The sequence below is a fragment of the Micromonospora matsumotoense genome (assembly GCF_900091525.1).
In the GTDB taxonomy this organism is placed as follows: Bacteria; Actinomycetota; Actinomycetes; order Mycobacteriales; family Micromonosporaceae; genus Micromonospora; species Micromonospora matsumotoensis.
The window spans coordinates 93,555-109,974 of sequence record NZ_FMCU01000014.1 but is presented as its reverse complement, the minus strand read 5'-3'; the positions used below and the strand labels follow the sequence as shown (position 1 = coordinate 109,974).

General features: G+C 73.8%; 15 protein-coding genes, 1 tRNA gene and 1 pseudogene. 7 read left to right on the top strand and 10 right to left on the bottom strand.

The genetic code is table 11. The annotated features are described in order from the left end of the window. The first annotated feature begins 30 nt into the window (after positions 1-30). Complete coding sequence (locus tag GA0070216_RS23940) at positions 31-861, top strand: hypothetical protein (RefSeq protein WP_091250544.1); 831 nt, start codon at positions 31-33, stop codon at positions 859-861. Positions 862-1,077: 216 nt separating this feature from the next. Here GA0070216_RS23940 and GA0070216_RS23935 read toward each other — a convergent pair whose 3' ends face one another. The 4 genes and pseudogenes from GA0070216_RS23935 to GA0070216_RS23920 form a co-directional block, all read right to left on the bottom strand. After that, on the bottom strand, positions 1,078-2,700 hold the full coding sequence (locus tag GA0070216_RS23935; RefSeq protein WP_176739115.1) for an ATP-dependent DNA ligase: 1,623 nt from the start codon (positions 2,698-2,700) through the stop codon (positions 1,078-1,080). 199 nt (positions 2,701-2,899) lie between these two features. After that, a complete protein-coding gene (locus GA0070216_RS23930) occupies positions 2,900-3,106 on the bottom strand; it encodes a hypothetical protein (protein WP_091250538.1) in 207 nt (68 codons plus the stop codon). A gap of 77 nt (positions 3,107-3,183) precedes the next feature. Continuing rightward, positions 3,184-4,536: a dipeptidase gene (locus GA0070216_RS23925; protein ID WP_176739114.1), complete on the bottom strand. Its 1,353-nt coding sequence runs from the start codon at positions 4,534-4,536 to the stop codon at positions 3,184-3,186. Continuing rightward, positions 4,529-5,392, bottom strand: a pseudogene (locus tag GA0070216_RS23920) (uridine kinase family protein); the annotation flags it as partial. The pseudogene GA0070216_RS23920 and the gene GA0070216_RS23925, both read right to left, overlap by 8 nt. Between GA0070216_RS23920 and GA0070216_RS23915 the strand changes: the two are divergent. Then, on the top strand, positions 5,327-5,728 hold the full coding sequence (locus tag GA0070216_RS23915) for a rhodanese-like domain-containing protein (protein WP_091250534.1): 402 nt from the start codon (positions 5,327-5,329) through the stop codon (positions 5,726-5,728). The pseudogene GA0070216_RS23920 and the gene GA0070216_RS23915 overlap by 66 nt on opposite strands. Before the next feature lie 116 nt (positions 5,729-5,844). Here the strand turns inward: GA0070216_RS23915 and GA0070216_RS23910 are convergent, their stop codons facing one another. The 3 genes from GA0070216_RS23910 to GA0070216_RS23900 all read right to left on the bottom strand — a co-directional run bounded on the left by GA0070216_RS23910 (position 5,845) and on the right by GA0070216_RS23900 (position 9,424). Then, the gene (locus tag GA0070216_RS23910; RefSeq protein ID WP_091250532.1) at positions 5,845-7,386 is read right to left on the bottom strand and encodes a cobyric acid synthase; all 1,542 of its coding nucleotides are present in this window, start codon (positions 7,384-7,386) and stop codon (positions 5,845-5,847) included. After that, the gene (locus tag GA0070216_RS23905; protein WP_245722681.1) at positions 7,383-8,384 is read right to left on the bottom strand and encodes a cobalamin biosynthesis protein; all 1,002 of its coding nucleotides are present in this window, start codon (positions 8,382-8,384) and stop codon (positions 7,383-7,385) included. The genes GA0070216_RS23910 and GA0070216_RS23905 overlap by 4 nt, the downstream gene beginning before the upstream one ends. Before the next feature lie 155 nt (positions 8,385-8,539). Further along, positions 8,540-9,424, bottom strand: coding sequence for a single-stranded DNA-binding protein (locus GA0070216_RS23900; RefSeq protein WP_091250529.1), 885 nt, complete (start codon positions 9,422-9,424; stop codon positions 8,540-8,542). Positions 9,425-9,866: 442 nt separating this feature from the next. On the opposite strand from GA0070216_RS23900, the gene GA0070216_RS23895 reads away from it, so the two are divergent. After that, the gene (locus tag GA0070216_RS23895; RefSeq protein ID WP_091250525.1) at positions 9,867-10,295 is read left to right on the top strand and encodes an HPF/RaiA family ribosome-associated protein; all 429 of its coding nucleotides are present in this window, start codon (positions 9,867-9,869) and stop codon (positions 10,293-10,295) included. Between the two features lie 137 nt (positions 10,296-10,432). Beyond that, a complete protein-coding gene (locus GA0070216_RS23890; protein WP_245722669.1) occupies positions 10,433-11,485 on the top strand; it encodes an alpha/beta hydrolase in 1,053 nt (350 codons plus the stop codon). Between the two features lie 287 nt (positions 11,486-11,772). On the opposite strand, the gene GA0070216_RS23885 is transcribed toward GA0070216_RS23890, so the two are convergent. After that, a complete protein-coding gene (locus GA0070216_RS23885) occupies positions 11,773-12,462 on the bottom strand; it encodes a hypothetical protein (RefSeq protein ID WP_141723172.1) in 690 nt (229 codons plus the stop codon). A gap of 150 nt (positions 12,463-12,612) precedes the next feature. On the opposite strand from GA0070216_RS23885, the gene GA0070216_RS23880 reads away from it, so the two are divergent. Then, positions 12,613-12,685 (top strand) — tRNA-Arg (locus GA0070216_RS23880). 95 nt (positions 12,686-12,780) lie between these two features. Here the strand turns inward: GA0070216_RS23880 and GA0070216_RS23875 are convergent. Then, complete coding sequence (locus GA0070216_RS23875; protein WP_091250519.1) at positions 12,781-13,182, bottom strand: NUDIX domain-containing protein; 402 nt, start codon at positions 13,180-13,182, stop codon at positions 12,781-12,783. 237 nt (positions 13,183-13,419) lie between these two features. Between GA0070216_RS23875 and GA0070216_RS23870 the strand changes: the two genes are divergently transcribed. Both GA0070216_RS23870 and GA0070216_RS23865 read left to right on the top strand, forming a co-directional pair. Further along, positions 13,420-14,055 (top strand): NAD(P)-dependent oxidoreductase, encoded by a 636-nt coding sequence (locus GA0070216_RS23870; protein ID WP_091250516.1) that lies wholly within the window; start codon positions 13,420-13,422, stop codon positions 14,053-14,055. 230 nt (positions 14,056-14,285) lie between these two features. Continuing rightward, entirely contained in the window at positions 14,286-15,707 is a 1,422-nt protein-coding gene (locus GA0070216_RS23865; protein ID WP_091250512.1) for a hypothetical protein, read from the top strand. 99 nt (positions 15,708-15,806) lie between these two features. Here GA0070216_RS23865 and GA0070216_RS23860 read toward each other — a convergent pair whose 3' ends face one another. Continuing rightward, the gene (locus tag GA0070216_RS23860) at positions 15,807-16,397 is read right to left on the bottom strand and encodes a TetR/AcrR family transcriptional regulator (protein ID WP_091250509.1); all 591 of its coding nucleotides are present in this window, start codon (positions 16,395-16,397) and stop codon (positions 15,807-15,809) included. Positions 16,398-16,420: the final 23 nt, after the last annotated feature.

Below are 16,420 nucleotides of genomic sequence, written 5' to 3'. Positions count from 1 at the left end.
CAACGTGTTCAACGCGCGTGAGGTGTCGCGGTGACCTCCGATCCCGCCCCGTCGTACCCGTCGGATCCGCCCACGCAGGCGACTCCCGCCCACGACCCGTGGGCGCCGTCGCCGGCCGTTCCCCAGGACACGGCGGGTTTCCATCCACCCCCGGTGCAGCCCCCACACCCCACTGCCCCGTTCCCGGCGGCACCTCCCCCGGCACTACCGGTCGACCCGGCCACCCCGCCGGTCGCCGGTCCGTACTCGGCGGTGCCGGCCCAGTACTCGGCACCGCCCGCGCAGTACTCCGCACCGCCGGCCCAGTACTCCGCACCGCCCGCGCACTTCTCCGCACCGCCGGCCGTGGGGTCTCTCGCGCCGACCACCGGACCGTTCGGGCAGGTCACCGGAGAGTCCGCAGCGTATGGCGGGCCACCCGGGGCGGACCCCTACGCGGCGTCACCGATGGGTCAGCCGGGGCCCTACCCGCCGCTGTTCGCTCCGCCCGCGCCGGGGGCGGCCGTTGGTCAGCCGGCGGCGGTGCAGATCGGCGAGATCCTGGTCAGCCCGCCGGTGATCCGCACCCCGGCCGGGGTGATGCCCCTGGCCGGCGCCAACTGGTACGTGACCGACTACTGGCAGCGCGAGGAGAAGATCGCCAGCTGGGCGATCGTCTGCGCCATTCTCGGCTTCTTCTGCCTGACCATCTTCAGCCTGCTCTTCCTGCTGATCAAGGAGACGCGGCACTACGGCACCGTGCAGGTGACGGTGACCAGCGGCGGCCACCAGTACGTGGCCCGCATCCCGGTCGTCGACCAGGGGCAGGTGCAGCAGATCAACAACCAGGTCAACTACGCCCGGTCGCTGTCGACGGTCTGACCCGGATCGACACGCCTCCGCATCCCTCACCAACGGCGGCCCGCCACGCCCGACGGGCCCTCCACCCCGACGACGTCGCGGCCCGAGGCAGCTCACCCGACGACCCTCCACCCGACGACATCCCGGCCCGAGACAGGTCGACGGCCTTCCACCCGGCGACGGCCCGGCCCGCTCCGCCGGCGGCCCTCATCTCGACGACGACCCTTCCGGGACGGTTCAGCCGGCGGGCCGCCCGGCGTGCAGTGCCCAGACCGTGTCGATGGTGTCGGCCTCGGCGGCCGACTTGTCGTCGCGGTAGCGCAGCACCCGGGCGAACCGGAGGGCGACCCCGCCCGGGTAGCGGGTGCTGGTGAGCACCCCGTCGAAGGCGATCTCGACCACCTGCTCGGGACGGACCCGCACCACCCAGTCACCGCGCTCCACGGCCAGCCCGAGGAAGCGTTCGGTCTGCCAGCGCAGCAGCTCGTCGGTGAGCCCCTTGAAGGTCTTGCCGAGCATGACGAACTCGCCGGTGCGCGGGTCCCGGGCACCGAGATGGAGGTTGGACAGCCAGCCCTCCCGCCGGCCGCTGCCCCACTCCACCGCCAGCACGACCAGGTCGAGGGTGTGCCGGGGCTTGACCTTGACCCAGGCCGTGCCCCGTCGACCGGCGTCGTAGGGGGCGTCCGGAGACTTGACCACCACCCCTTCCTGGCCGGCGTCGAGCGCGGCGGCGAACGCCGCGCCGGCCTGCTCGGGGTCGTCGACCTCCACCCGACCGACCAGCATCGACCCGTCGACCACGTCGGCGAGCCGGGCCCACCGCTGCCGGCCGGGCAGATCGATCAGGTCGTCGCCGTCGAGATGCAGCAGATCGAAGAAGTACGGCGTGAGCGCCGTCGCGTCGGCCGCCGCAGCGGCATCCGCCGCCGCAGTCGCACCGGTCGCCGCGTCCGCTCCGGTCCCGGCGGTCGCCGCCGTCACGCCGGTGGCGGTGGTGGCTCGTCGGGCGGCCCGGCTGGAGGTCTGGGGAAACGGCAACGGTCGGCCGGCGGTGTCCAACCCGATCGCCTCACCGTCGAGCACCAACTCCCGGGCCGGCAACGCGCGCACGGCGGCGACCACCTCGGGCACCCGGGCGGTGATCTCGTCGAGGCTGCGGGTGAAGACCGCGATGTCGTCGCCGGAGCGGTGCACCTGGATGCGGATGCCGTCGAGTTTGACGTCGACCACCGCCGGAACCCCGGTGGCCTGGAGCGCGGCGTCGACCGAGGGCGCGCTCTGGGCCAGCATCGGCGCGAGCGGACGGCCCACCTGCAGCCCGAACCCGGCCAGCGCGGCGGCCCCGCCGGTGCGGGCGGCCACTGCGACGGCCCGCAGATCACCGGCGAGCAGCAGGGCCCGGCGCACCGCCGTCACCGGCACCTCGGCGGCTCGGGCGATGGCGTCGGCGAGCAGGCCGGCCTGGGCACCCTGGCGCAGCTCGCCTCGGAACAGGTCGACCAGCAACCGTTGCTCGTCGGTGGTGGCGACACCGAAGAGGGCGGCGAGCAGTTGCCGACGTCGGGCCTGGGAACCCGGGCCGTGCACGGCGGCGATCTCGTCGATCGCCGCGTCGACGGCGGTCACGGTGAGGGTCGGCTCGGTGGCCGGTGGCGGCAGCTCACGCAGGCTGGCCCAGCCCACCCCGGTCTGCCGCTGGCGCAGCTCACCGGCGAGGTAGCCGGAGCCGACCGCCACCTCGGCCGGGTCGAACGCCCGGAGCGCGCCGGCCAGCAACTCCACCTTGGCGCGTCGGCCGGAGGTGGCCGAGACGGCCGCGGAGGTGGCTGCCAGGTCGAGGAACCGCACGCACCTCATCCTGCCAGCCACCCCCGACACCACCCGGGTATTGCCGTACCCGGGCCGTCTATCTCTGTGCGGGCGCGGTCGGCCCGCACCCGTCAGCCGTCCGGGAGGCGAAGCCACCCGACCGTCCCTGTCCGGGCACGGCCGACCCGGCCGACCCGGTCGGGCCGCCCTCCGGCCGCGCCGGAGGCGCGACGCCCCGCGTCCCGGGTCAGGCCGGGACGGGCTCCTCGACTCGCAGGCCACGGGCGCGGACCCCGTCGGCGACCCGGGACAGCACGCCGTCCAGGGCGACCAGCACGGCCGAGAGCTCGCCGAGCTGTTCCTTGAGCGTGTCCTCGGGCCACGCGGAGACGTCGACGTCTCCCAGAGCGCTCACGGCGGCTTCCAGCCGCGTCATCACGTCGTTCGTACGCATGTTCGAAAGGCTATACCAGGGCACCGTCCGACACGCCGCAAACTCCGACATCGACCCCGAAGTTATGGTTCCGCGACCTAACCGGCCTGCCGCCCCTGCTCGGCCACCCTGGCCAGCAGCAACGCCTCGGCCAGGCAGACCCGGGCGAACTCGCCGAGATGCAGGCTCTCGTTCGGGCCGTGCGCCCGGGCGTGCGGGTCCTCCACCCCGGTGACCAGGATCGCCGCCTGCGGGAACATCTCCTGGAAGGTCGCGATGAACGGGATCGACCCGCCGACGCCGATGTCCACCGGCTCGGTGCCGTCCCAGGCGGCCCGGAACGCGGCGCGGGCGGCGTCGAACATCGGCCCCGACGCGTCGATCACACACGGGTCGCCGTCGTGCTCCAGGGTCACCGCCACCCGGGCGCCCCACGGCGCGTGCTTCTCCAGATGGGTACGGACCGCGTCGTACGCCCGCTTCGGGTCGTCACCCGGCGCCAGTCGTACGCTCAGCTTGGCCTTCGCGGCCGGGACCAGCGCGTTCGGCGCCTCGCCGGTGGCCGGGGCGTCGATGCCGAGCACCGCCACCGCCGGCCTGGTCCAGAGCCGGTCGGTGATCCGGCCGCTACCGATCAGCGACACCCCCTCGACCAGCCCGGCCTCGGCCCGGAACCGGTCCTCCGGGTAGTCGACGGCGGCACCGGTCCGGCCGGTCAGCCCCGCGACGGCCACGTCGCCGGCGTCGTCGTGCAGGGTCGCCAGCAGGCGGACCAGCGCGGTCAGCGCGTCCGGCACGGCACCGCCGAACATGCCGCTGTGCACCGCGTGGTCCAGGGTGCGCAGCTCGACGAACAGGTTGACGACACCGCGCAGCGAGGTGGTCAGGGCCGGTACGCCCACGTCCCAGTTGGTGGAGTCGGCGATCACGATGACGTCGGAGGCGATCTCCTCCCGGTGCTCGGTGAGGAGCCGCTCCAGCGAGTCGGAGCCGTACTCCTCCTCGCCCTCGATGAACAGCACCACGCCGACCGGAAGCTGGTCGCCGAAGGCGCGCAGGGCGGCGACGTGCGCCATGATCCCGGCCTTGTCGTCGGCGGCGCCGCGCCCGTAGAGGCGACCGTCCCGCTCGACCGGCTCGAACGGCGCGGACTCCCACAGCGACAGGTCACCGACGGGCTGGACGTCGTGGTGGGCGTACAGCAGCACGGTGGGTGCGCCGGGCGGGGCGGCCCTCGTTCCGATCACGGCGGGCTGACCGCCCGACCGCACGATGCGGACGTCCAGGCCGCAGCCCCGCAGCAACTCGGCGACCGCCTCGGCGGAACGCTCGACGTGCGAGTGGTCGAAGCCCTCGAACGCGATGCCGGGGATGCGGACGAGGCGTTCCAGGTCGGCACGGACACCGGGCAGTTCCCGCGCGACGGCGGCCCGTACCTCGGACTCGGACATGATCGGTGAGGTCATGACCGGCATCGTATGCCGGCCTTACCGGGGGGCACCCGGACCCGGCCGGCGCACGTAGTAGTGCTCCCGGTCGTGCGGCAGCGTCGGCGCACCGTCGACCACCAGGTCGACGGCGGCGGCGGTCCGGTCGGCCGCGAAGTGGGCCTCCTCCCCGGCGTGCCAGCGCCGCAGCTCCGGCAGCACCTGCGGCCCGTCCCGCTCCAACGCGCGACGCAGCCGCAGCCCGGCCGGCGCGGTGACCTGCACCGACAGGGTCAGCTCCGGCCGGATCGCCGCCCGCGCCGCGCTCATCCCCTCCAGCAGCAGCACCGGCGCGACCGGCACCGGCACCTCGCGGGGCAGGAACGCCCGCCGCACCCAGCTGTACCGCTGGTGGGACCCTGCCCGGCCGGCCCGCAGCGGGGCGAGCACCTGCTCCTCCAGCCGGTCCCAGAAGGTGAGCTGGTCGTCCCAGCCGTCGAGCAGGTCGTCGGTGTGCACCACCGGTGGTCGCCCGCCGTCGGGCAGGCCGGCCAGGGCGTCCGCGAGACGCGCGGTGAAGACGCTCTTGCCCGCGCCGCTCGGCCCGTCGACGGCCACCAGTCGGGTACGCCCCAACCGGGCCGGCCGGCCGAGCACCCGCCGGGCCAGCGTCGCGTACGCCTCGACCAGGGCCACCGTCACCCCGGTGACGCTAGTGGGTGTCCCCCGTCAGCCTGGTTCCGCCGTGGGGAGTGCTGTTCGTCGGGCGGGGGTCCGGGGGGCGGGGCATGATCTGGACGTGCTCAATGACGTGATGAGTCCGGGCGTGGACGCCCTGCTGGAACAGGCCCGCGCCGGGCTGCGGCGGTTGAGTCCTCAGCAGACGGTCGAGGCGGTACGGGCGGGTGCGCTGCTGGTCGACACGCGGACCGAGGGTCAACGCCGCGAGCAGGGGGAGCTGCCCGGGGCGATCGTCATCGACCGGACGGTGCTGGAGTGGCGGCTGGACCCGGCCAGCGACTGGCGCATCCCCGAGTCGACCCGCTACGACCGGGAGATCGTGGTGGTGTGCCGGCACGGCTACAGCTCCAGCCTGGCGGCGGCCAGCCTGCAGGCGTTGGGCCTGCGCAACGCCACCGACCTGATCGGCGGCGTGCAGGCGTGGCGGGAGGCCGGGCTGCCCCTGTCCGACCGGCCCGCCGACGTCCGACTCTGACGGCCAGCCGGTGGCCGCGGCCCCGGGCAGCGCTGGGTGAGCCGGTGGCGGTGGTGCCGCTGACCGGGTCACCGAGGTTGGTCGACGGCCCCGGACGGACGCACCGGCGCTGACGGTCAGCCGGTGGGCGGGGCGCCGGGTGGGATGAACGGGAGGCCGGCGGGGGCGCCGGTCTCGACGAGCCGCCACAGCGCGGCCGTGTCCAGGTGCTCCTCGACCAGGTCGCCGAGCAGGTCGAGGGAGCGTTCGCGGGCGGCGGCGAAGCGGGTGTCCGGTGCGACGGTGAAGCCGTGCCGGCCGGCCGACCGGGCCACCTCGGTGAGGAACCGGCGGCGGAACCCGTCGGACTCGAACGCACCGTGCCAGTGGGTGCCGTGCAGCGCGCCGAGCCGAGCGCCTTCGGGGCGACCGTCGGCGTGGTGCAGCAACGGTGGCAGCTCCGGATCGGCGGCGGAGACGTACCCGTGGTGGATCTCGTAGCCGCGCACCGGGACGTCGGCGGCGGTGCCGACGGCGGGGCGGACGGTCTTGCCCGGAGCGAAGGTGATCTCGATGGGCAGCAGGCCCAGGCCGGGGACGCTGCCCCGTCGGCTCTCCACCGGGTCGTGGATGGCCGTGGCCAGCATCTGGAAGCCGCCGCAGATGCCGAGCAGCGGCCGGCCGGCGGCGGCGTGGGCGGTGACCGCCTCGGCGAGCCCGGTCTCCCGCAGCCACGCCAGGTCGGCGACGGTGGACTTGGAGCCGGGCAGGACGACCAGGTCGGCGGCGGCAAGCTCGGCGGGTTCGACGGTGAGCCGGACCCGGACCCCCGGTTCGGTGGCGAGGGCCTCCACGTCGGTGGCGTTGCTGATCCGGGGCAGCCGGACCACCGCGACGTCGAGCCATTCGGTGCCGTACGGGGCGGCGGGCCGGCCGAGCACCCGCCCGTAGGCGAGCGAGTCCTCGGCGTCGAGCCAGAGGTCGAGTTGCCAGGGCAGCACCCCGTAGGTGGGACGGCCGGTCACCCGGTGCAGCATGTCCAGCCCCGGGCGGAGCAGACCGAGATCGCCCCGGAACTTGTTGATCACGAAGCCGGCGATCAGCGCCTGGTCGGCGGGGTCGAGCAGGGCGACCGTGCCGAACATGGCGGCGAACACGCCACCCCGGTCGATGTCGCCGACCACGATGGTGGGCAGACCGGCGTGCCGGGCGAGCCCCATGTTGACGTAGTCCCCGGCCCGCAGGTTGATCTCGGCAGGGCTGCCGGCCCCCTCACAGATCACCACGTCGTACGCCTCCCGCAACTCGGCCAGGGCCGCGTACGCCGTCTCGGCCAGTGTGGGCCGCAGGGTGCGGAAGTTGCCGGCGGTGACGGTGTCGACGGCTTCGCCGAGCAGCACCACCTGACTGGCCAGATCGCTGCCCGGCTTGAGCAGCACCGGGTTGAACCGCAGGTCGGGGGCGATCCCGCAGGCGGCGGCCTGCATCGCCTGGGCCCGGCCGATCTCGCCGCCGCGCCCGTCCGGGCCGACCACCACGGCGGAGTTGTTGGACATGTTCTGGGCCTTGAACGGCGCGACGGCGACCCCGCGCCGGTGCAACCACCGGCAGATGCCGGCGGTCAGCACGCTCTTGCCCGCGTCGGACGTGGTGCCCGCGACGAGCAGTCCTCCGCTCACCGACCGCTCCCCCGGCCGAGGGAGCCGAGGCGGGCGGCGAACTGTCGGGACGGGTGCCGCAGCAACGCGCGACCGGTGGCGGCGACCAGCCGGCCGCCGGTCAGCGGCCAGACGGCGGCGAGGGTGAGGGCGGCCAGGCCGACCGTCCCGGAGAGCCGGGCGGCCCGCTTCAGGTGCCTGGCCTCGGGGCGGGGGCCGTCGCCCAGGAAGGGCCGCACCTCGCAGCGCCCGAAGTAGACGTTCCGGCCGCCGAGCCGGACGCCCAGCGCGCCGGCCATGGCCGCCTCGCACTGCCCGGCGTTGGGGCTGGGATGGTCGTGGCGGTCCCGTCGCCAGACCTGCCGGGCCCGCTCCCGGTCGCCGTGCACGGTGGGTGCGGCGGCGACGGTGAGCAGCCCGGTCAGTCGGGCCGGCACCAGGTTGAGCAGATCGTCGAGCCGGGCGGCCGGGGTGCCGAACCGGGCGTAGCGGGGTGAGCGGTGCCCGACCATCGCGTCGAGGGTGTTCGCCGCCCGGTAGCCGAGCAGGCCGGGCAGACCGGCGAGGGCGCCCCAGACCAGCGGGGCGACCACGGCGTCGGAGGTGTTCTCGGCGACCGACTCGACGGTGGCGCGGGCCAGTTCACCCTCGTCGAGCCCGGACGGGTCACGACCGCAGAGATGCCCGAGCCGGTGCCGGGCCGCCGGCAGGTCACCGGCGCGCAGGGCGGTGCCCATCACCTTCGCCTCGTGGCGCAGGGTCCGGCCGCCGAGCACGGTCCAGGTGCCGGCGGCCACGACCAGGACCCGGGCCGCCGGGTGTCGCCGGGTGACCCGGCTGACGGCCACCCCGAGCAGCACCGGCGCACCCACGGCCACGGCGGTGAAGACCGCTCCGGCCCGACGATCGGCGCGGTAGACCCGGCGTTCCAGGGCACCGGCGGCCCGACCGAAGCCGGCCACCGGATGCCAGCGCCGGGGATCGCCGAGCAGGCTGTCCAGCGCATACCCGGCCACCATGCCGACCGCGTCCGCCGCCGCTGTGCGCCGCCCCACCCGCACCACCTCCGGCCGGCCAGCCTAGTCGTACGCGGGGTGACCACGTCGCCGTCGCCACCCCGCCCCCGTCCGTACGCACCGCGGCCCGCGCCCCTTCCCCGGCGCGGGCCGGGGTCTCAGGCCGGGACCGGCACCCGGCCCCGGCCACGTCGGCCCCGGCCCGCCGGGCCGAGAGCCACCTCGCCCGGCGTCGCGGCGACCGCACCACCCGACCGACCGCCACCACCGGACCGACCCGCACCACCGGACCGGCCCTCATCGCCGGGCTCACCTGCGCCGCCCGGCTCACCTGCGCCACCGGGCTCATCCTCGCCGCCAGGCCGGTCCTGGTCGCCGGGCTCGGTCCCATCGCCGGACCGGGCCGTCGGCTCGTCACCGGTGTCGGGCCCGTCGTCGGGCAGCGGGGTCAGGTCGTCGTCGGGGTCGTCGTCGAACGGGTCGGCCGGCGGGGCGTACCCACCGCCGGAGAGGTCGTGGCCGGGGCGGGGGAAGCCGAAGCCGGACAACTCGAAGTCGTCGTCGAGCGGGCGGTCGTCCGGCCCGGCGGGGGCCTGCCCGACCGGCACCGGTTCGGTCGGCTCGCCCTGCACCCGCTGGGCGGCCTCGTCGTCCTCCACCGCGCTGGTCGCCATGCTCGGCCGGTTGCGCAGGAAGCGGGACCGGCCCCGGGACAGGTCGTGGCCGACCGCGACCGCCTCCAACTCGTAGAGGACCCGGTGGTTGCCGGCGTCGTCGGTCCAGTCGCGGGTGTAGAGCCGCCCGGCGACCACCACCGGATCGCCGACCATGACCGAGGCGGCCACCCCCTCGGCCAGCTTGCGCCAGCAGTTGACCCGGACACGGAGGCTGTTGCCGTCCACCCACCGGCCGCTGTCCCGGTTGAGGCGGCGGGCGGTGGAGGCCACCTTGAAGTTGGCGACCAGGGTGTTGCTCTGCGCGGTACGGCGCCACTCCGGCGCGGTGAGCACGTTGCCCACGATCGTGACGTAGGTGTCGAACATGGTCCCCTCCCAGGGGTCCTGCGGATGTGACAGCGAGTCGACTCGGGACCGAGCCTGGCCGGCCCGGACGACCGGCGCGACTGCATGACCTCGTCCTGTGGACAACCGGAGCGCCTGTGGACAACAACCTGATCAAGGTCCCGGTGTGCTAGGCCGACCGGCCCTGGAGGAGGCCCCACCGGCCGGGCCAGGATGAAACCAGACCCGGATCGGGGCCGCCGCCGGGTCGAAGGGGCGACCGGAACCGGGAGGGAGGAGCCGGCATCGAACGACAGCGACACCGAGAAGACGGCGTTACCCGGAGTGAGGTCGCCCCCGACTGGGTAATGAGTTGATCAACCAGGCACCACCAGGCACGACGTCAGACGAGAAAGGCAGTGCTGATGATTCGGACCCCGCTGCGTACCACCGGTTCCGTCCGCACCGAGCGGGAGGTGCGGCGATGAGCGCGGTGGCGAACCCGGCAACCGTGGCCGAGTGCCTGCGGATGGGCGCGGGCTTCTCCCAGGGCGACCGGAACTGGATCGTCGAGCAGTTCGGCACCCTGGACGCCCGGCTGGCCGCCTTCCACGCCGACGCCACCGAGCTGGAGGTGTCGGTCAAGGACCGGGAGGCGCGTGGGCAGAAGGTCACCCTGGAGTGCTGGATCGCCGGCCGCCAGAAGATCGTCACCACGTCGAGCGAGGAGGACCTGCGGGCCGCCCTCAACGACGCCCGCGACGACCTGCGCCGCAAGCTCAACGACGCCAAGACCCGGCAGGAGCCCCGGCACAACAAGCACATCCGGGAGATGGCCCAGCCCGTCCCCGCGCCGCTGCCGGACCTCGACTCCGACAACGACGCCGACCGGGTGGACGCCGAGACCGCCTGACCTGCCGACCATCGGTTTCGCCCCGTCCGCGCGCCACGCCGGGCGGGGCGACCCGTCTCCCATCCGGGCGACGGGGGTGCCGGTCATCCCGACTGAGGGGCTACCGTCGGGTAGCCGGCGGGCGTAGCGTCGCGGCTGTGGAACAGGACGTGCTGGGGCCCCCGTACGAGCGGCAGACCATCGACCTCGGGACCGACGACGAGGGGCCGGTGGTGGCAACGCTGGTCCGGCGGCGTGCCGAGCGCCCGACCGGCCGGGCGGTGCTCTATGTGCACGGCTTCGTCGACTACTTCTTCCAGACCCACCTGGCCGACTTCTACGCCGAGCGTGGCTGGGACTTCTACGCCCTCGACCTGCGCAAGTACGGCCGCAGCCTGCTGCCCCACCAGACTCCGAACTTCTGCCGCGACCTGAGCGACTACTTCCCCGAGCTGGACGCCGCCACCAAGATCATCCGCGACGAGGACGGGCACGACACCCTGCTCGCCATGGGCCACTCCACCGGCGGCCTGATCATCTCGCTCTGGGCACACGCCCGCCGCGACGCCGGTGGAGTCGACGGGCTCGTCCTGAACAGCCCCTTCTTCGACATCAACGCCCCCTGGCTGATCCGTCGACCCCTCGCGGCGGCCGTCTCCCGACTGGGCCGCCGCGCGCCGCACCGCATCCTCCCCTTCGGCCTGGGCACCGTGTACGGCGAGAGCCTGCACGCCGACCATCGCGGCGAGTGGACGTACGACCTGGCGTGGAAGCCGCTCGCCGGGTTCCCCGTGCGGGCCGGCTGGCTGGCCGCGATCCGCACCGCCCAACGGCAGCTCCGCGCCGGGCTGGACATCCCCGTGCCGGTGCTGCTGGCCTGCTCGACCCGGAGTTTCCGGGGCACCCGGTGGCACGACTCGGCAGCCCTGGCCGACGCGGTGCTGGACGTGGAGCACATGGTCCGCTGGGCGCCCCGGCTCGGCCGGCACGTCACCGTGGCCCGCTTCGACGGCGGCAAGCACGACCTGGTCCTCTCCGGCCCGGCCGTACGCGAGCAGGTCTTCACCGAGGTCGGCCGGTGGGCCGAAGCCTTCCTCGGCGCCGGCCCGACCCGCCTCGCCGCCGCCGAACCGACCGAAGTCCAGGCGCCTGTCACAGGCACCCCGACCGACTCGGAATCCCCGACCCCCACCGCTCTCCCGACCACCTGACCAGTCACACCGGCCGCCGAGGGCCGAGCGCCGGGGGCCGAGCGCCGGGGTCACCACGTCGAGGCCCGCCGCCCCGAGCCTTCGCGGCAACGATCACCCGCCCACGCCACGTGATCGACCCTCCGGGGCCGATGTCGCGGTAACGCCAGCATGATCGACTCGCTTGGGCCGATGTGGCGGTAACAAGCAGAGCGGGATACCGCCACATCGGCCCAAGCGAGTCGATCAAGACGCCTCACTCAAAGGCGGAGGGCGGGCAGGGGGCCGGGGGACCAGCAGGCTGCGGATCAGGGGGCGGGTAGGACAGCGAGCGCGCGGTCGAGGGTGGCCACCGGGTGGCCGGGTCCGAGATCGTCGTCATGCCCGCCGGGCAGGACCACGCCGAGGCAGCGCAGGCTGATCTCCCCGACGTCGTCGGGTCGTACCCCGAAGACGGGAGCGCCGACGTAGCCGGCGGGGAGCGCGGCGTCGATCCGCAGCGAGTCGCCGTCGCGGACGGCACGCTCGACGGCGACCTCCAACGGGCGACCGCCGTCGACGTCGACGCCGAGGGCCAGCACGATCGCGGTGACCGGCCCGACGCCGAACCCGGCGAGGTCGTCCGCCCGGACGGCGATCGTGGCCGGCACCGGCTGCACCCGCCACCGCCAACCCTGCCCGGCGGCGAACCCGTGGAGTTCGCCGGTCGGCAGGGCGGCCACCCCGAGCCGCGCATCGCGTATCCACTGCGCCGGCAGGTCCGCCAGCGCCAGCGACTCACCGGCCACGCCGGCCGGCTCGGTGATGCTGGGCCGCAGGCCGAGCCGTTGCGCCTGTGCGGCGACCCCCTCGGCGGTCAGCAGGAATTCGCCGCCCGGGTGGCTGAGGAAGAAGGCGGTACCGGGGCCGCCCGCCGCGTGGACCGGCAGGATGGCCCGGCCCAGGAGCTGGCACAGCTCGGAGGCGACCTCGTTCTCGGCGTCCGGTTCCAACAGCACGGACCCGAGGGTACGGGCCGACGCGCCGACGGAAGCCAGGTGCCCGGATCGGGGGTGTCGTGCGACGCTGATCACGCGTGTCCGGACGCGACCCGTTCCCCCGTACGGCAGGGGGTCGGCGGTACCCTCTTGGCGCGACACGTACGCCGCGCGCCCGTAGCTCAGCGGATAGAGCAGGGGACTTCTAATCCCAAGGCCGCAGGTTCGAATCCTGCCGGGCGCACACTCCTACCGCAGGTCGGCAAGCCCGGCAGGCCCGACGTCGTCGATCATCTCGACGACACGACTGTCCGGGCTTCGTCGCGACGAGGCAGCCGTTCAGGACTCAGGCAGCGAACGCAGCAGTGCCGGCAGACCGCCGTGCACGAGGGGAAGGCCGTCCAATTCGTCGATCCCGACCCAGGCGATGTCGTCGTGCTCGTCGGGTGCGCAGTTGGTCGGCGAGCCGATCCAGTCGCCGACGTGCCAGACCCCCAGGTGAACGGCATCCTCACCACTGCCGGCACGCAGGTCGCCCAGCCGGGTGACGGACTCCGCCACGATGTGGACGCCGAGTTCCTCGTGCATCTCACGCGCGAGGGCCTGCGGTGCCGACTCCCCCGCTTCGACGTGCCCGCCGGGCAGATCCCAGCGGTCCGGGTATGCCCGGCGGGTCGGGCTGCGGTGCACCAGCAGGACCGCACCGTTGTCCACGAGGGCGCCCACGACGACGACATGCATGACGGGATTCGAGCACAGGGGTAGGACGATCCCGTTCCACCCGGCGGGGACGGCCGACCCGACCACCCCGGCACCGCTCCGGGCGGCGGCGGGGCGGCGGGGCGGACCGGGCCGGGCACGCCGAGGGAGCGGGCCACGGCCTCACGCTGGTCGGTTTTCCGGTGGTAACCAGCTCCCCCGCTACGGTCGGCGGCGGTGTCGGCAACCGGGCCGACATGGGGGAAGCGAGGTGTCGCTATGAGCAGGGTGGTGGTGTTCGGTGCGGGCGGCCGGGCTGGTCGGGCGGCGGTCGCCGAAGCGCGCCGACGGGGTCATCAGGTCACTGCGGTGGTCCGCGATCCAGGCGCGCACGGCAGCCTGCCGACGGATGGCGTACGCCTGGTGGTCGGTGATGCGACCGACCCGGACAGTGTCGCCAAGGTCGCCGCTGGACACGATGCCGCCGTCAGCGCCGTCTACGACGCCTCGGCGCGGCCCGACGCGTTCTATCCCGGCGTCGCCCGTGCCCTGCTCGACGGGCTGGCCGCCGCTGAGGTGGGCCGGTTGCTGGTGGTCGGCCTGGCGGCGGTGTTGACGACCGCGCAGGGGGTGGCGCTGATGGACTCGCCCGGCTATCCGCAGGAGTACCGGGGGTTCGCCCTCGCCCATGCCGCCGGCGTGCAGGTGCTGCGGGCCGCGCCCGCCGGGGTGGACTGGCTGGTCGTCAGCCCAGCCGGCGATTTCGACCACGGCGGCGGGCGCACCGGGCGGTACCGCGCGACGACCGCCGACCTGGCCAGTCGCATCTCGTACCCGGATCTCGCCGTCGCGCTGATCGACGAGATCGACGCCCCGGTGCACCACCGGACCCAGGTGGGCGTCGAGACCGCCTGACGTGGTGGAGGGTCAGGGATGGGGCGGCGGACCGCGGGTGAGCCGTCCGAGCCGCGCATGCGTATGGTGACGATACGGTCACTGCACGTTATTAGCGATAGGACAAGCATTCGCCCGGGAATTGGGAATGACCTTACTCACCATCGATGAAGATTGATGCACGTCACTCGAATCGGTTGTATGGAGTGCGCTGCCCACCGGCAGTGTCCACCACCATTCGAGGAGCGCCCTTGCCCCGGTCCCCGTTCCGGACCCGACGGCCCCGTACCCTCACCGCCGTCGTCGCCGCTGCCCTGGCCACCGCTCTCGCGGTGGTCTCCGCCCCAACCCCCGCCCTGGCCTGGGGGCCGGGCACCGAGCCGGCCCAGCCGTACGCGCAGCCGTCCATGCCCACCGTGCCCAAGCGCGGCTGCCAGTCCACAGTCGCCAACCCGGCCGCGCCGACCGGGGCGACCCCCGCCGTCCAGGTGATCTACGCGTGGCACGACGGCGTCGGCAACAACTACGAGGCCAACGTCGAGTACATCGCCAAGGTGGTGGACCGGATCGACTGGGCGCTCGACGAGTCGACCAACTACGACCAGCACTACAACTTCAGCTGCCGCACCGGGTACGACACCAGCACGTACGCCGGTTACGCCCGCTCCCTGATCGTCCCCGAGAAGATCGACGCCGGGGCGAATCCGAGCACCCCCGCCAGCACCGTCCGCAGCGACCTGGTCTCCGCCGGATACCAGGACAGCAACCGGATCTACCTGGTCTTCACCGACTTCGCGTCGAACTCTGACGCCTACCAGTGCCCGACCGGCGGCAACTCCAGCGGCGTGCACTGCTCGGCGGTCACCGAATCGTGGACCACCGGCGTCGCCGGGCACGAACTGTTGCACGTCCTCGGCGCGGGGCACGCCTGGATGGCCGAGACGGGCGCCTCCTACGTCCCCGACATCATGTACGGCTGGTGGGACAACTGGAACACCGATCCGGGGTTCCGCACCTACTACGACCCGAGTGAGCTGTCGGCCAGCTTCTACATCGACCCGAGCCCGTCCACCGCGAAGGTGAACGTGGCGAACCACCCGATGCTGACCGCGCCGGTCTGCTGCGACGTCGGCGCGAACAACGACCTGCTCACCGCCGAGCAGCGCACCGTCGAGGCCACCACCCCGGGCAGCAGCACGTCGACGTTCGCCTCGTCCGGCGGGTGGCACCAGGTGACGCCCGCCTGCGGCATCTCGGGGAACTCCTGCACCTACTTCGACGGCCGTCGGTCGGTCCAGTTCAACACCTACACCGGGCCGTCCAACACGTCGTCGATCTCGCTGACGAACCGGGCAACGGTCACCGCCGGCCGGACCTACAAGTTGTTCACCCGGTTGCGCAGCGGCACGGCGGTCAACACGCAACTCCAGCTCGCCTGGTACAACTCGGGCGGCACCCTGCTGTCGACCAGCACCGGCGCCACCGACACGCTCGCCAGCAACTGGTTGGAGTACCGGACGACCGCCACCGCCCCGGCGAACGCCGCCAGCGTGCGGCTCACGGTGAACGTGCCGGCGCAGTCCACCACCGGCAACCAGGCCATCAACCTGGACAGCCTCCAGCTCAACGACTGCACCGCGAACACCAGCGGCACCTGCCGCTACGACACCTGAGGCACCGGCGTGGTGCGGGCGACACCCGCCCGCACCACGCCCGGCCTCCTGTGCGGCCCGCGTTCCCCCGCCACCAGCGGTACGGACGCGGGCCGCACTTCATCGCGCCGGTGGGCGGAGGCCGGCGAGGACGAGGGTGACCACGCCGTCCGCGTCGGGTCGGTAGGCGGGGTGGCCGTACGCCGCGCAGATGCCCTGGAGGGCCATCATGATCGCGCCGACCCCCACGTCATCGCGGACGGTTCCGGCCCGGACGGCGGCGGCCAGCAGGTCGGCGACGGCCCGGCCCAGGGCCTCGGCACCCTCGGCCAGCACTCCCGAGTGGGTGGCCATCAGCGTGGAGAGGGTACGGGCGAGGCCCTCGTGGGCGTGCAGGTGCGCCACGAAACCCCGCAGGAAGGACGCCAACGCCTCGTCGGCGGGGAGGGTGGCCTGCAACTCCCGGGCCCGGTCGCACAGCGCGCCGAGTTCCTCCCGGTAGACCGCCTCGGCCAGGGCTTCCCGGGTGGGGAAGTGCCGGTAGAGCGTGCCGGTGCCGACCCCGGCCAGCGTGGCGAAGTCGTCGAAGCGCAGGTCGAAGCAGCCCTCGGCGAAGAGTGCGCGGGCCCTGGCGATCAGGGCGTCGCGGTTGCGGCGGGCGTCGGCGCGCAGCGGCTTGGCGTCCGCGCGCAGCGGCTTGGCGTCGGTCATGCGGGACCTCGTGTTGACAAGTG